Here is a 14751-nt window from a genome sequence, read left to right as displayed (position 1 = left end):
GCTGGTTGTTCCCTCCGGCCTTTCATGATAAAATTGCGTAGTTGCCACAGAGCTGTTAATCAATTATTCAGGTAAATGATCTACCAGAAAAACTTTAGGACCACTTTTTGAGGGCCTGTTTTGATTCAATTAATTAGAAAGGAGGCTTACTATGAAAATCGCTGTTTTACTATTGGTCGCCTATCTGCTGGGCTCAATTCCCTCCGGTGTCTGGATCGGCAAAATTTTCTACAAAAAAGACATTCGCAACTTTGGCAGCGGCAATTCCGGGACCACCAATACCTTTCGCGTGCTGGGTAAACCTGCCGGGATCATTGTCCTTTTAATGGATATTTTAAAAGGAACCTTGGCTACTTGTCTGCCATTGCTCTTTCAAATTGACGGCATCAACCCACTGTGGTTCGGTGTTTGTGCCATTCTTGGCCACACGTTTCCGATTTTTGCCGGCTTCAAAGGCGGCAAAGCTGTGGCTACCAGCGCAGGGATGCTTCTAGGATATAACCCCGTTTTCTTTTTGTATTCTTGTGTAATCTTCGTAGTTTGCTTATATTTGACAAGTATGGTTTCACTATCCAGCATGATTGCAGCTGTTTTGATTACTCTTTCCACCGTCGTTCTGCCCTTTATCTGGCCTAAAGTCCTGCCAGATCACAACTGGCTTTTAACGGCCATCGCCACCGGAGTGACCCTTTTTATCTTCTATCGCCACCGGGAAAATATCCAGCGAATCAAAAAGGGGACAGAAAGTCGGGTGCCTTTTGGACTAAATAAAAAAGAATAATTGCTATATCAGACCTCGCGCCGTTAAAAAGCACAAGGTCTTTTTTCATGTCCCATTCTTGAAACATTCCTTTGGGTAGCACTAGCACTCAACTTTAAATCACAACAAGACGGCTATCGCTGACCCTGCCATGACAAGGTCAGCGATAGCCTATTTAATATCAGCGAAGCATCAAAGCTATTTGACTGTTATCGCATATTTGGTTACAAAAGTTTCTTCAGGGCCTAATTTCTGAATTCCCAATTTATCTGCCAGCTCGCCGGTAGCGTCTATCGTATCCGCAATACCCGCCCACGGTTCAATGCAGATAAAAGGTGACTCTTTGGGATAAGGAGACCAAATGCCAAAATAAGGCATATTGTTGAAAGCAACACTGACGCTGTGAGGTGATTTGTCACTTGCAATCGTGATCTTAGTCAAGCCCTTTGATTCATAGATCAGTGCATCATTTTCAAACATTTCGTGGGTCAGCTTCAGATTTGTATTTGTCGCCCCCAATGTTTTTTGAGCTGCGTCAATAAAGCCGTCTTTTAAAGGCAACGTGATGCGGGATTTCATCGGTGAAAAAGCAAGATAGTAGTCTTCAAAAGTCAAATCTTCAGTTAAAGGTACATTGAATCCAGGATGGCCGCCAATGGAAAACAGCAGCTCTTCAGAAGCAGGATTTTTCACTTCATAACGAACCTGTACGCCTTCTCCTCCCAGCTCATAATGAACGTAAAGCTCAAAATCAAAGGGATAGACTGCTTTGCTCTGAAGATCAGCTTTCAAACAGAACGTAACTGCTTCGCCGCTTTGTTCCACTAACTGGAAGTCCCGATCTCGAGCAAAACCATGCTGTGGCAAATGATACGTTTTTCCTTGGTAACGGTAGCTACCGTCCTTCAGGCTGCCGACAATAGGAAACAAGATTGGTGCATGGCGGCCCCAATAGGCTGGATCCGCTGTCCATAAATATTCCAAACCGGTAGCTTTACTTTTGATACTCGTCAACTGCGCTCCGTGATGAGCAATGGTAGCGATCAATTGGCCGTTTTCGATGGTCACTGTCATTTGCCAGACCTCCCGTTAATTCGGACGGCTTGCCTTTGAAAGATTATCCAAAATCCAGCAAAAGCCTGCCGACACCTGATTAATAGTTATGCTTTTCCAACTCTTCTTTGAACCGGTGATTTAAGACCCGCAAGTAAGTTCCTTTCATGCCAAGGGAACGCGATTCGATGATTCCTGCTGATTCCAGTTTCCGCAAGGCATTTACGATAACAGAACGGGTAATACCAATTTTATCAGCGATATTGGATGCCGTCAAACGACCTTCATCCCCCTCCAACGCTTCAAAGATTGCCTGCACTGCTTTCAATTCACTATAAGACAGCGTATTGATTGCCATTTGTACAGCCGTCGCACTGCGAACATCTTCTTCGATATTACGAGATTTTTGATACAAGAACTGCATCCCGACAACCGTTGCTCCATATTCTGCTAACACCAAATCATCATCTGCGAAAGCTTCTTCCATACGGGCCAAAATAATGGTTCCTAATCGTTCGCCGGCACCAAAAATCGGTACAACAGTGGTTAAGCCATGAGGATACTGCTCGCGACGCTCCACTGGAAAGGCCGTCATGTCGCTATCAATTGCGATATTGGCTTCGGTTTTTCCCAGATGGTCTACCATGTCGGTATACGCTTTAGGAAATTGTTTTTCCACAAACATATTTTTAACACGGTCGTTATTTACGTCATGTTTTTCGTTAAATCCCAACAAAGTCCCTTCACTTGAGATGATATAGGTGTTGGCATCTAAAATATCACCTAAAGTCATCGCCATCTTGTCATAAGGCAGATCTGATTTCATATCAAAAGTATTTTTTTGTTGCAACAGCTCATTGACCCGTCGTGTTTTCTCCAATAATGATGTCATTTTTCTCCACTTCTCCTCTTACAAAATATAACGGCTGAGATCTTGATCAGACACGATCGCTGCCAATTTTTCGTTTACATAATTTTCGGTGATGGTGATTTCTCCCATCTGCATATCCGGTGCTTCAAAGAGTAAATCTTCCAACAGTTTTTCCAAAATCGTATGCAACCGACGCGCACCGATATTATCCGTGTCCCGGTTCACATCAAAAGCAATTTGAGCGATTTTCTCCAGTGACTCGCGCGTGAAGGTTACTTTGACATTTTCTGTATCCAATAAAGCGATATATTGTTTAATCAAAGCGTTGTTGGGTTCAGTCAAAATTTTGACAAAGTCTTCTGCTGTAAGATCATCCAATTCCACCCGTATTGGGAAGCGCCCTTGCAGTTCCGGGATCAAATCACTTGGTTTTGACAGATGGAAAGCGCCTGAAGCAATGAATAAAATATGATCAGTATTGATTACACCATATTTCGTGCTGACTTGAGAACCTTCGACAATTGGCAAGATATCACGTTGGACACCTTCTCGTGACACTTCACCGGATTGCTGCGATTTGGAAGTAATTTTATCAATTTCATCAATAAATATGATGCCGCTGGATTCTGCTAGACGAATGGCTTCACTGTGGATATCAGCGTCATTTACCAATTTGGAGGATTCTTCTTGTATCAGAAGTTCACGGGCTTCTTTGACAGTCACCGTTCGTTCTTGTTTTTTACGCGGCCTCAAAGCATCCAATGTTTCATTCAAGTCGATTCCCATCTGTTCCAGCCCGTTGTTCATAGAGGGTCCTTGAACTTTTGGTTCTTCGATTTCAATAGTGACTTCCCGCTCGTCCAACAGTCCTTTTTCCAACTGTTCAAAGATTGTTTGCCGATTGGCTTTGATTTCTTCGGTGAGCTCCTCTTTTGGTTCACTTTCTTGTTGCCCCATCGCAAACATATTCATCATTTGTTCGTAAGGATTTCCAGTTTTTTTCTGTTCCTTCTTGATACCTGGAACCAAAACTTTCACCAAACGACGATTGGCCTTTTTTACTGCCCGACTGTAGACACGGCTGTATTGTTCTTTACGGACAATCTGGATGCCGTTTTCAACCAAATCCCGTACCATAGATTCTACGTCGCGACCGACATAGCCGACTTCTGTAAACTTCGTCGCTTCCACTTTGACAAAGGGAGCCTGCACGATTTTTGCCAGTCGTCGGGCAATTTCCGTCTTGCCGACACCGGTAGGACCAATCATCAACATATTTTTAGGGGTAACTTCTTGTTGCATTTCTTCGTCTAGTTGCAGACGACGATAACGATTACGCAAAGCTACTGCAACAGCCTTTTTGGCTTCTTGTTGGCCAATGATATATTGATCTAATTCGGATACGATTTCTCTAGGTGTTCTGTTGATTTCTGCCATAATCTTCTCCTTACATTTCTTCAACGATGATATTGTGGTTGGTAAAAATACAAATATCAGCGGCGATATTCAACGCATTCTCAGCAATTTCACGGGCTGACATCTGCTCATTGTGCTGCTTCATCGCTCGCGCTGCCGCTAAAGCATAGTTGCCCCCGGAACCGATAGCCAAAATACCGTCATCTGGCGTGATTACTTCTCCTGTTCCGGAAACCAGCAGCATCTCTTTGTCATTCATGACAATCAGCATGGCTTCCAATTTTTGCATCGCCTGCTGGGTGCGCCATTCCTGGGCCAATTCCACAGCAGCTCGTTGCAGGTTGCCGTTATATTCATTTAGCTTGCCTTCGAATTTTTCTTCCAAAGTAAACGCATCGGCAACACTACCGGCAAAGCCGACAACCACTTCACCGTTGTAGATTCGGCGTACTTTACGAGCAGTGCCTTTCATAACAACTTGCTCACCCATTGTTACTTGGCCATCTCCGGCCATTGCAAATTTTCCGTCTTTTTCCACTGCACAGATCGTAGTGGAATGAAATTGTGATTCCATAGTCAACCTCCGTTATTCCTTCTGCAACAATTTGGCTGTCACAGCTTTAATTTATTTGTATTTATGTCAATAAAACCAAGATTCTGAACTTTCGTGAAGTAGTTACCACGAACAAAAAATCATGCCCGGGGATGAAAATGCCGGTAGTTTTTCTGCAGACTTTCCTTTGTGACGTGTGCATAGATCTGGGTGGAAGATAAATTGACATGCCCCAACAGCTCTTGAACTGTCCGCATATCCGCCCCGTTGTTCAGCAGATGAGTCGCAAAGGTATGCCGCAGCATATGGGGATGAATCTGGCTATCCAGACTACTTTTTTGGATAATCTGATCCAAGATGTACTCGATTCCCCGCGCAGTTAATGCGCCGCCTCGGCTGTTAACAAAAAGCTGTGGACTAACTGTCTCCTGCTTAGCTGTCAGTCGTTCTCGTCCATCAGCTAAATAGCCTTTCATCGCCACAGCAGCATGTTCACTGAAAGGAACATAGCGCTCCTTGTTTCCTTTCCCCAAAACCAACAGCACACCACCGGACCAATCGATATCAGAAAGCTTCAAACCAGCACATTCTGAAACCCGCAGACCGGAACCATACAGCACTTCCAAGATGGCCCGATTGCGCTGTTGCAAGGGTTCATCTCCTTTTACGGCATCAAAAAGCGCCGCCATCTCCTTTTCATAGAAAAAGCGGGGCAGTTTGGCATTCTTTTTTTTCAGGTGGACATACGTAAAGGGATTTTCATCAATGACTTCTTCTTTCAGCAAGAACTGGTAAAAAGCTCTTAAACTAGCGATTTTACGGCTAATCGTGTTGCGGCTGTAGTCTTTTTCATTGAGAAAAGCAAGATACACTCTAACATCTCGATGCTCCAATTTCAAGTAATCTCCGTTTCCCGATTCATTTAAGAACACTTGAAAATCATTGAAATCTCGCTGATAAGCCGTTACCGTCTTTTTTGAGTAACCCCTTTCAACCTCAAGATAGCGATAAAATTCACTAAGCCAATCCATCGGTGACGCTCCTCTCATTTTTAACACGGACTAAATGTAACATAACACATTCGAAATGACAATCGAATTGTCAGAATTTAGGTAATATTTCAAAGTTCGTTCACAATTACCACAATTATATTAAGAAATCTAAGAAAAGAACGCTGCTACAACGCTACGCTTGCCCTTGTTTCCTCAATAACCAGCTATCTGATTGCACCAAAAGGAAAGCTGTGACAATCTATGCTGTCACAGCTTTTTCTCGTTATTCGATTGTAGCCAAAGCTGTCAGTGCCCGCTCTGCCAATGTAGCATAACGAAGTTTTTTATCTTTGATCCGTTCTGGAAGCTCTGGCAGCAATCCAAAATTGGCATTCATCGGTTGGAAGTGTTTCCCTTCTGCATGCGTAATGTAGTAGGCCATGCTGCCAATCACCGTTTCTTGCGGAAAAATCACGGCATCTTTGCCTAATGCCAAATTTGCCGCATTCAAGCCGGCTACCAAGCCACTGGCAGCACTTTCCACATATCCTTCGACTCCCGTCATTTGACCTGCGAAGAATAAGTTTGGACGTTTCTTTGTTGCGTAGGTTTGCGTAAGCAGTTCAGGTGAATTCATGAAGCTATTGCGGTGCATCACCCCATAGCGGACGAATTCGGCGTTTTCTAAGCCCGGAATCATGCGAAAGACCCGCTTTTGCTCCCCCCATTTAAGATGAGTTTGAAAGCCGACAATATTGTACAAGGAAGCGGCCGCATTGTCTTGACGTAGTTGGATCACCGCATGGGGCCGCTTGCCAGTTTTTGGATCTTCCAATCCCACTGGTTTCATGGGGCCAAACAGCATTGTTTTCGGACCGCGACCAGCCATTACTTCAATTGGCATACAGCCTTCAAAGTACTTTTCCTTTTCAAATTCTTTTAGTTGCGCAACTTCAGCCGTTACCAAAGCATCCCGGAAGGCTTCGAACTCTTCTTTGTTCATGGGACAGTTTAGGTAGGCAGCTTCTCCCTTGTCGTAGCGGGATTTTAAGTAGACTTTGTCCATGTCGATGCTGCTTTTCTCTACAATAGGGGCTGCGGCATCATAGAAATAAAAGCCATCAGAGCCATTAAAAGCCTGAATCGCTTTTGCCAATGGTTCTGAGGTCAGCGGCCCTGAGGCAACCACTGTAATCCCTTCTGGAAGCTCGGTCACTTCTTCATGAATAACAGTTACTAATGGATGTTCTTTCACCTTTTTAGTAATCAGTTGTGAAAAATTATCCCGGTCTACTGCCAATGCACCACCGGCTGGCACAGCCGTTTCATCTGCAGAAGTTACAACGACAGAGTCCAAGCGACGCATTTCTTCTTTCAATACCCCGACGGCATTTGCCAAGCTATTGCCTCGCAGTGAATTGGAACAAACCAGTTCGGCAAAATTTTCAGTGTGGTGGGCTTCGGTAGACTTGACTGGGCGCATTTCATAAAGACGTACTGGAACTCCGGCTTGAGCAATCTGCCAAGCAGCTTCACTGCCCGCCAGACCCGCACCAATCACATTTACTGTTTCAGGCATAGATTATCCTCTTTTCTGTCTGTTAAATACAGCTCGATTTTTCTTTCATTTAAAAGCTCATGCACCAGTGACAGTTTCACCGGGACATGAGCCGCTAACAATACAACTTATTTTTGGACAGCTTCTTCGTAATCGCCATTGATGCAAACGACTTGTTTGCCGCCTTTGACTTTCTTTTCCACCAAGTACTTGCCACACTTCGGACAATCTCGGCCAACGGGTTTGTCCCATGAAGTGAAATCACAATCGGGATAGCGGGAACAACCGTAAAACAACCGATTCTTCTTGGATTTGCGTTCGATTACCTGGCCTTCGTGACAAACTGGGCAAACCACCCCAATCTCTTTGACAATTGGCTTGGTATTCCGACACTCAGGAAAATTACTGCAGGCATAAAACTTACCGAAGCGCCCTAGTTTGATGACCATTGGATGACCACAAACATCACAGTCAAAGCCAGCTGGCTCATCTTTGATCTGGATTTTTTCGATTTTTTCTTCTGCTTCATTGAGCTCTTTTTCAAAAGGTCGGTAAAAACGATCCACCACTTTGACCCAGTTTTCTTTGCCTTCTTCCACGCTATCCAAATCATTTTCCATCTGGGCTGTGAAGTTGACATCCACAATTTGTGGGAAGAAATCTTCAACCAGTGTATTGACAATTTCACCAAGCTCTGTCGGTTCAAAACGTTTTTGTTGTAGTTTTACATAGTAACGACGCTGGATGGTTTCCAATGTCGGTGCATAGGTAGAAGGCCGACCAACCCCTTTTTCTTCCAGTGTTCGAATCAAAGTTGCTTCACTAAAACGCGCAGGAGGTTGGGTAAAGTGCTGCTTCGGTTCGATATTGATCGACTGCACCACATCTCCTTCAACCAATTCCGGCAAAATATTTTCTTTTTCTTCTTTGCCATCGTCGGTTCCTTCTATATAAACCGACATGAACCCTTTGAACTTAATCTTGGAGCCGTTGGCAATAAAAATCACCGCATTTTGTTCCAATGTGACCTTCATGGTATCCAAAACAGCAGGAGTCATTTGACTGGCAACAAAGCGCGACCAAATCAAGGTATAGAGTTTCAATTGATCTTTGTCCAGATATTGGGCGATTTCGTCTGGGGTGCGCAGTACGCTAGTTGGACGCACCGCTTCATGGGCATCCTGTGCCCCTTGTGCATTTTTGACTTTCGCGGTACCGTGTGCTGAATACTCTTTCCCGTAAGTCTCAGTAATAAAGTCCGCTGCTTCCCCTTTGGCAGAATCAGCGATCCGTTTTGAGTCAGTACGCATGTAGGTGATTAGGCCGACAGTTCCCTGTTTACCCAGTGCAATTCCTTCATATAACTGCTGCGCCACCATCATCGTCTTGCGAGTCCGGAAATTCAGCTTACGAGCAGCCTCCTGTTGCAGACTGGAAGTGGTGAAAGGTGCGGCTGGATTACGCTTGCGTTCTTTTTTCTCAACTTTGGTGACTTGATAATCTTTTCCAGTCAGACGATCCGTGATTTCTTTGATACTTTCTGCATGAGGCAATTTTTTCTTTTTGCCCTCTACGCCCCAAAAAGTGGCTTTGAATTTTTTCGTCTGCTTCTTAAAGTTTCCGTCAATCGTCCAATATTCTTCCGGAATAAAGGCGCGAATCTCTTTTTCACGATCAATAATCATTTTTACTGCAATGGATTGCACCCGACCAGCACTCAAACCTTTTTTGACTTTACGCCAAAGGATTGGGCTGATGGAATATCCGACGAGGCGATCGAGAACCCGCCGCGCTTGTTGGGCGTCCACCAAGTCAACATCAATTGCTCGTGGTTCTTTAAAGGCCGCTTTTACAGCTTCTTTGGTGATTTCATTGAAAACCACACGATTTTTATCTGTTAGGTCCAGATTCAGTAAATGGGCCAAATGCCAAGCAATGGCCTCTCCTTCACGGTCCGGGTCACTTGCGAGATAGACTTTTTCAGCCTTCTTGGCGGCACTTCGCAACCCTTTGATAACATCCCCCTTGCCACGGATGGATATGTAATGGGGTTCATAATCGTTTTCCACGTCGATCCCCATCTTGCTTTTGGGTAAGTCACGAATATGGCCGACACTGGCCACTACTTTGTAATTGCGCCCTAAATATTTCTCAATGGTCTTGGCTTTTGCCGGTGATTCCACAATAACCAGATATTTATATGCCATAAAAGAACCGGCTCCTTCCTGTTTCTACTATATTATTGTCTCGAAAACGGTTGAACAAGAATCGGTTTCAACTATAGCGATTCAAAAATGGTTTGTCAAGGAAGGTCACTAAATAACTTTAAAAGTCCGGCAACTCATCCAGGATATCCTGCTGGGTATACACGCACTTGGCACCGTCTTGAATCAAGCTGTGACAGCCATTGGAATAGCCGCTAAGGACATCTCCCGGCACTGCAAAAACTTCCCGTCCGTCTTCAAGCGCTTGTTGCGCTGTGATAAGGGAACCACTTCTAGCTTTCGCTTCCACTACACACAACCCCAAAGACAAACCGGCAATGATTCGATTTCGCATAGGAAAATGATATTTTTGAGGGGTGGTTTCTCGGGGATATTCACTGATAATCAGCTGCTCTTTTTTCATCACTTCATATAATTCACGACTCTGAGCCGGATAACAGATATCGACACCAGTCCCCAACACGGCTACAGTAAAGCCACCGCTTGCCATAGCTGCTTGGTGGGCACAGCTGTCAATTCCCTTGGCCAGCCCGGAAACAATCACAAAGTTTGCCCCCACTACTGCGGGCACAAAATCTTGTATGACTCTCCGGCCATAATTAGTAGCTTCTCGCGCACCAACAAAGGCGATCATTTTTTTCTGCAACAATTCCTTGCGTCCTTCATAAAACAAAGCCAAGGGTGGATAGGCAATCTCTTTTAGATAGTCGGGATAAAGTGGCGAGGTAATCGTGATGAATTTTTGACCCAACAAGATTTCGGCTATTTTCTCTTTTGTCAACGACTGCCAACTGTCACGAACCGTCTCTGAGAAGCGGCTATACCTCAAAATTTTCGTGATTTCACTGTAAGCTAAATCATCTCGCTTTTGACTGCGGGCATACTGTAACAATGCCCACTTTTTTTCGATCCCCATTCCTCTGCACAAAACCAACTTCATCAAAAATGTTTCTTGAAACATAAAAAAACCTCCTTTTACGGCTACTCTATAAGAAGATACCCGAAAAGAAGGTGTTTTCGCTTTTTAGTTCGAACTGTTTTTGGGCCACAGTTTTTTTAAAGTCTTCACAACTGTTTCACTCAGCTTTTCACCGTTACTGAAGATTTAAAAACCAACCTGCCCCTCAAAATGCTCGGCTCAGTTACGACTGCTTTTGCAAAAAAACTTGTAAAAAACTATTGAATGTATTCAGAAACCGGTTTGAACGTACGCCGATGAATCCCACAAGGACCATAAGATGCCAAACCAGCTAAGTGTTCTTTCGTTCCATAGCCGGCATTTCTATCAAACCCATAATGAGGAAATAATTCATGGTATTCCCGCATCAACTCATCTCTGAGCTCTTTTGCCACGATGCTGGCCGCCGCGATGGAAATTGACCGTGCATCCCCTTTGATGATTTTTTCTTGCGGTAATGGAGAATCAATTTGCATAGCATCCAATAACAGATAGGTGGGTGGCACAGCTAAATCTTCTACTGCCATAAGCATGGCTTGCCGACTCGCTTGGTAAATATTCACTCGATCAATCTCTGTGTGATCCACAACACCGACTCCGATTGCCACGGCTTTTTCTTGAATTTCTTTGAAAAGCTGACTTCTCTTTTTAGCGGAGAGTTTTTTAGAGTCGTCCAATCCATAAATCGGATTGGATGGCGATAAAATTACAGCACAAGACACGACTGGCCCGGCTAAAGGCCCTCGTCCCACTTCGTCAATTCCTGCAATAAACCGATGTCCCTGTTCTAAAAGCGGTTTTTCAAACTGCCTCATCTCATGGTATTTCAGCACCAAAGCTTGTTTCTCAGCCATCCGCTTATCAAATTGTTCCAACAATTTTTGAACGCCGCTTCTTTCATCTTGCCGCAACTGTTGGATATAAGGATCACCAGGTTCCTGACAAACCGCTAATTTTTGCCGTATTGTGGCGATGGCTTCATTCTTCACTGTCACCAGCTCCCATTTCTTCATAGCGATCGAGAGTAAAACTCCCCAGCTTGTTTTGGCGAATCTCTACGACTACTAACTCGCTTCCCCGATCGTAATCGTCTTTATAGCCTCTTTTTTCTGTGATAGCCATCAATAATTCGACTGCGGGCAACGTTTCTTGTTCAGCAGTCAGTTTGTAACGCTCAGCAATTCGGCCTGGATAATAGCCTGCGAAAAAGTCCAATCCGTAGATGGCAATGTCATCCAAATGAAGCAGCTGATCTTTGATAGCACCGGTCAACGCAAGCTTCTTACCTACTTCTGGGTCCTCAAACTTCGGCCACAAGATCCCCGGAGTGTCCAACAGTTCCAACTCGCTGCCAGAACGCAGCCATTGTTGCCCCTTCGTCACGCCAGGTTTATTACCAGTCTGAGCAATTTTTTTACCTACCAGACGATTCATCAATGTTGACTTACCAACATTTGGGATTCCGACAACCATAGCCCGAATACTTCGAGGTTTCAATCCTCTTGCTTTGTCCCTGGCTATTTTTTCTTTCAGTGCTGTTTTAGCAGCCGTGATTACTTTTTTTGTAGTCCCCGCATCGTGGGAACTGACAGCCACCGCAGCAAAGCCGGCTTTTTCAAAATAGGCTTGCCATAAACGCGTCTGTTGTGGATCAGCCAAATCAGCTTTATTCAAGATCACTAGCCGCGGCTTTTGCTGCAGCAATTGATCCAACAATGGATTACGAGAAGACAAGGGCAGCCGAGCATCCACTAATTCAAACACGATATCAACAAATTTTAACTTTTCACTAACTTCCCGTCTGGCTTTGGCCATATGTCCGGGAAACCATTGTATCGGTACACTCATGGGTAAATTTCCTTTCTTACTACTTATTCAAGTCACATTCGGATCATCCTTCACAAAACATCCTGCATTGGATAGTACTAAGCATACTCTCTTAATCTAACAGGAGATCCGACAACTGAGTATCCTAAGCATTTTACCACGAATTTTTGTCCTTGGGAATGTTCAGCTAAGCAACTTACGATTGACTTATTTGACAACGACAGCTTTTTTCCAAAGGCGTTCATTACAATTTTTTAAGCTAAGCAGCGATGATTACTGCCTTTTTATACATCTGACTTCTTGAAAAACACTTTGCCAACAAAAAAAGGCCCTTGCTTTCACAAGTGGCCTCAATCTTTGCGTAAACTTTTTCAAATCCTCTGCTTTTTTCATCGAGCACTACCGGCAATCATTAAATAATCCGCCAATGCTTCACAGGATAATACACCAAACGGGCCTTACCGATAATGTCTGACGAGGTGATAGCGCCAAATGAGCGACTATCCTTTGAGTTGCGCCGATTGTCTCCCATGACGAAATAGCTGTCTGGTCCCAACTCGGTTTCACCGGTCAAATCCTCCAGTGAAAAATCATTGGTAAAGTGATTTTTCAGTTTATCTTTTTTTACCGATTCCTTTAAAAAGGGTTCTGAAACTGGCTGATCATTGATATAAAGCTGATCATCTTCATAGCGCAGCGTGTCTCCCGGCATGCCAATGACTCGCTTGATGTAAGTTGTGCCACTGGAAAGCCGGAACACTACCACGTCAAATCGCTTAACCTCAGAAATTCGTTCCATCAGTACCATATCATTTTGTGCCAGAGTAGTTTCCATCGAGTTGCCCACAACTGGCACCGGAATCAGCAGAAATCCTCTGACAACTACTGCAATGACGACAGCCACGACCAAATACTTGATGGTCAGCCAAAATAAATCAATGTATTCTTTTTTAGACATGCTGCCCCTCTTTTCCGCGACTGTTTTATCTCACTGCTGGATACTTATCATTTTTCTAACTGCTCTGACAAGGTCTGAATTCCTTCTTGGTAAGCAAAATCCTGGCCCATTAAAGTCTTGGCTACTGCTGTTTCGATAGCATCTGCAGTTGTGCCATCCACCACACCGGTTTCTTTGAGTTTATTGGCTTTTTGAACTGCTTTGACAGCCTCTTCAGTTGTCTGATTAAAGGAATCGCCTTTGGTCTGATAGCCAATTGCCTTCAAAAATTGATTCAAATAATCAATCTTTTGGCCGCTATCTCCTTTACGGTATTCTTCATTACGAGACAGCGGCGGCAGGTAAGCATAACTTGGGTAATCAGCTTTGATGGTTGGTGTCAATCCTTTTTCGTTAATCCACTCGCCATCAGGGGTCAGCCATTTGCCTACTGTCAGTTTCAATTCACTTTTTGAATCTAACTCGGCGACTTGCTGCATTGTTCCTTTGCCGAAGGTTGTCGTTCCAATCACCGGCGCATTTGCTGATTCCTTCAACGCCGCAGCAAAAATTTCCGCTGCCGATGCTGAGTTGCCATCTACTAAAACCACAACTGGTTCCCGGACTTTAAAGCCACCATCCAGTTCTTTGTTGGCAACCGTTTTACTTTTATTTCCTTGACCGTCTTCAAATTGAACAATGGTTTTTTCGTCTTCTAGAAACATGCTGGCCATTTCCTGCACCCGATCCAATAGCCCGCCGGGATTTTGTCGCACATCTAAAACAAAGCTCTTAGCGCCAGCTTCTCTAAGGTCTTCAATGGTACGCTGTAATTCTTTTGTCGTTCCTGCCCCAAATGTGGTGATCTGAACATAGCCAATTGTTGGCTCTTTTTTATCCAATTGCCCATGAACAGTCTCAATGGGAATTGTGTCTCGGGTAACTGCAACCTCGAAAGTATCCTTGCCCCGTTGGATTGTCAAATTGACTTTGGTGCCTTTTTCACCGCGAATTTTTGCCACCACTTGATCCAGTTTTTGCCCCTTGGTGTCTTCCCCATCCACTTGACTAATCACGTCTTCTGCTTTGAGGCCAGCTTTTTGAGCCGGCGTCCCTTTGATGGGGGTCTGGGCAATTACTGGTTGCTCTTCCACAAGTCCCAGTGTGGCACCAATCCCTTCAAAAGAATCTGACAGCGATTCATTTAAAGCCGCGGCACCTTCTTTATCCAGATAGGTGGAATAAGGATCATCCAGCGCTTCGGTCATTCCTTTCAGAGCCCCTGCTACCAGTTTATCCTTGTCCACTTTTTGGTAATAATTCTGATTGATAGTATTGTACAGTTGGTATACTTGGTCCAAGTCATTGTCGTTTGTTCGAATGGCAGACTGCTTGGCGCCAAAATCGATAAAAGCTTCGGGTCCTTCTTTGGCCAGCAAGAAGCCACCGCCGCCAAAAAGAACTGCTGTACCGATAATCGTCCCAATGTAGATGGGCAGGCTGATTTTTTTCTTCATTCAAAGACCTCCTTGCCTCTGAAAAATAGTACCATGTAATCAAAAAAAGGGGAAGGTTCAATCTTCCCCTTACAAAACAGATTT

13 protein-coding genes are annotated in these 14751 nt (G+C 44.3%); 1 reads left to right on the top strand and 12 read right to left on the bottom strand.

Features of this window, described 5'->3' with window-relative positions; genetic code table 11:
- Window positions 1-151: 151 nt before the first annotated feature.
- Window positions 152-781 carry a glycerol-3-phosphate 1-O-acyltransferase PlsY gene (gene plsY, locus BAU14_RS08255; RefSeq protein ID WP_161899611.1) on the top strand — a complete coding sequence of 210 codons (630 nt, stop codon included), beginning with the start codon at window positions 152-154 and terminating at the stop codon, window positions 779-781.
- 177 nt (window positions 782-958) lie between these two features.
- On the opposite strand, the gene BAU14_RS08250 is transcribed toward plsY, so the two are convergent.
- From BAU14_RS08250 to BAU14_RS08195, 12 genes are all read right to left on the bottom strand, one after another.
- Window positions 959-1834: an aldose 1-epimerase family protein gene (locus BAU14_RS08250; RefSeq protein ID WP_161899610.1), complete on the bottom strand. Its 876-nt coding sequence runs from the start codon at window positions 1832-1834 to the stop codon at window positions 959-961.
- 79 nt (window positions 1835-1913) lie between these two features.
- Window positions 1914-2705, bottom strand: coding sequence for a GTP-sensing pleiotropic transcriptional regulator CodY (gene codY, locus BAU14_RS08245; protein ID WP_161899609.1), 792 nt, complete (start codon window positions 2703-2705; stop codon window positions 1914-1916).
- An 18-nt stretch (window positions 2706-2723) separates the two neighbouring features.
- Complete coding sequence (hslU, locus tag BAU14_RS08240) at window positions 2724-4121, bottom strand: ATP-dependent protease ATPase subunit HslU (protein ID WP_161899608.1); 1398 nt, start codon at window positions 4119-4121, stop codon at window positions 2724-2726.
- 10 nt (window positions 4122-4131) lie between these two features.
- A complete protein-coding gene (gene hslV / locus BAU14_RS08235; protein ID WP_161899607.1) occupies window positions 4132-4674 on the bottom strand; it encodes an ATP-dependent protease subunit HslV in 543 nt (180 codons plus the stop codon).
- A gap of 119 nt (window positions 4675-4793) precedes the next feature.
- Window positions 4794-5684: a tyrosine recombinase XerC gene (gene xerC, locus BAU14_RS08230; RefSeq protein WP_161899606.1), complete on the bottom strand. Its 891-nt coding sequence runs from the start codon at window positions 5682-5684 to the stop codon at window positions 4794-4796.
- A 244-nt stretch (window positions 5685-5928) separates the two neighbouring features.
- Window positions 5929-7224 (bottom strand): FADH(2)-oxidizing methylenetetrahydrofolate--tRNA-(uracil(54)-C(5))-methyltransferase TrmFO, encoded by a 1296-nt coding sequence (gene trmFO, locus BAU14_RS08225; protein WP_161899605.1) that lies wholly within the window; start codon window positions 7222-7224, stop codon window positions 5929-5931.
- Window positions 7225-7331: 107 nt separating this feature from the next.
- Entirely contained in the window at window positions 7332-9410 is a 2079-nt protein-coding gene (topA, locus tag BAU14_RS08220; protein WP_161899604.1) for a type I DNA topoisomerase, read from the bottom strand.
- A 118-nt stretch (window positions 9411-9528) separates the two neighbouring features.
- Window positions 9529-10389, bottom strand: coding sequence for a DNA-processing protein DprA (dprA, locus tag BAU14_RS08215; protein WP_161899603.1), 861 nt, complete (start codon window positions 10387-10389; stop codon window positions 9529-9531).
- 215 nt (window positions 10390-10604) lie between these two features.
- The gene (locus BAU14_RS08210; protein ID WP_272927972.1) at window positions 10605-11375 is read right to left on the bottom strand and encodes a ribonuclease HII; all 771 of its coding nucleotides are present in this window, start codon (window positions 11373-11375) and stop codon (window positions 10605-10607) included.
- Window positions 11365-12234: a ribosome biogenesis GTPase YlqF gene (gene ylqF, locus BAU14_RS08205; RefSeq protein ID WP_161899601.1), complete on the bottom strand. Its 870-nt coding sequence runs from the start codon at window positions 12232-12234 to the stop codon at window positions 11365-11367. The genes BAU14_RS08210 and ylqF overlap by 11 nt, the downstream gene beginning before the upstream one ends.
- A gap of 391 nt (window positions 12235-12625) precedes the next feature.
- Window positions 12626-13171 carry a signal peptidase I gene (lepB, locus tag BAU14_RS08200; protein WP_161899600.1) on the bottom strand — a complete coding sequence of 182 codons (546 nt, stop codon included), beginning with the start codon at window positions 13169-13171 and terminating at the stop codon, window positions 12626-12628.
- 47 nt (window positions 13172-13218) lie between these two features.
- The gene (locus tag BAU14_RS08195; protein WP_161899599.1) at window positions 13219-14667 is read right to left on the bottom strand and encodes a S41 family peptidase; all 1449 of its coding nucleotides are present in this window, start codon (window positions 14665-14667) and stop codon (window positions 13219-13221) included.
- Between the last annotated feature and the right edge of the window lie 84 nt (window positions 14668-14751).

Origin of the sequence: Candidatus Enterococcus leclercqii, assembly GCF_009933135.1 — a bacterium.
Classification (GTDB): Bacteria; Bacillota; Bacilli; order Lactobacillales; family Enterococcaceae; genus Enterococcus_C; species Enterococcus_C leclercqii.
This window is presented reverse-complemented; position numbering and strand designations above follow the sequence as displayed.

Coding starts and splice junctions, on each gene's coding strand:
- topA (WP_161899604.1), bottom strand. CDS start 9,410: ATGGCATATAAATATCTGGTTATTGTGGAATCACCGGCAAAAGCCAAG.
- plsY (WP_161899611.1), top strand. CDS start 152: ATGAAAATCGCTGTTTTACTATTGGTCGCCTATCTGCTGGGCTCAATT.
- lepB (WP_161899600.1), bottom strand. CDS start 13,171: ATGTCTAAAAAAGAATACATTGATTTATTTTGGCTGACCATCAAGTAT.
- hslU (WP_161899608.1), bottom strand. CDS start 4,121: ATGGCAGAAATCAACAGAACACCTAGAGAAATCGTATCCGAATTAGAT.
- BAU14_RS08250 (WP_161899610.1), bottom strand. CDS start 1,834: ATGACAGTGACCATCGAAAACGGCCAATTGATCGCTACCATTGCTCAT.
- trmFO (WP_161899605.1), bottom strand. CDS start 7,224: ATGCCTGAAACAGTAAATGTGATTGGTGCGGGTCTGGCGGGCAGTGAA.
- codY (WP_161899609.1), bottom strand. CDS start 2,705: ATGACATCATTATTGGAGAAAACACGACGGGTCAATGAGCTGTTGCAA.
- xerC (WP_161899606.1), bottom strand. CDS start 5,684: ATGGATTGGCTTAGTGAATTTTATCGCTATCTTGAGGTTGAAAGGGGT.
- hslV (WP_161899607.1), bottom strand. CDS start 4,674: ATGGAATCACAATTTCATTCCACTACGATCTGTGCAGTGGAAAAAGAC.
- BAU14_RS08195 (WP_161899599.1), bottom strand. CDS start 14,667: ATGAAGAAAAAAATCAGCCTGCCCATCTACATTGGGACGATTATCGGT.
- ylqF (WP_161899601.1), bottom strand. CDS start 12,234: ATGAGTGTACCGATACAATGGTTTCCCGGACATATGGCCAAAGCCAGA.
- dprA (WP_161899603.1), bottom strand. CDS start 10,389: ATGTTTCAAGAAACATTTTTGATGAAGTTGGTTTTGTGCAGAGGAATG.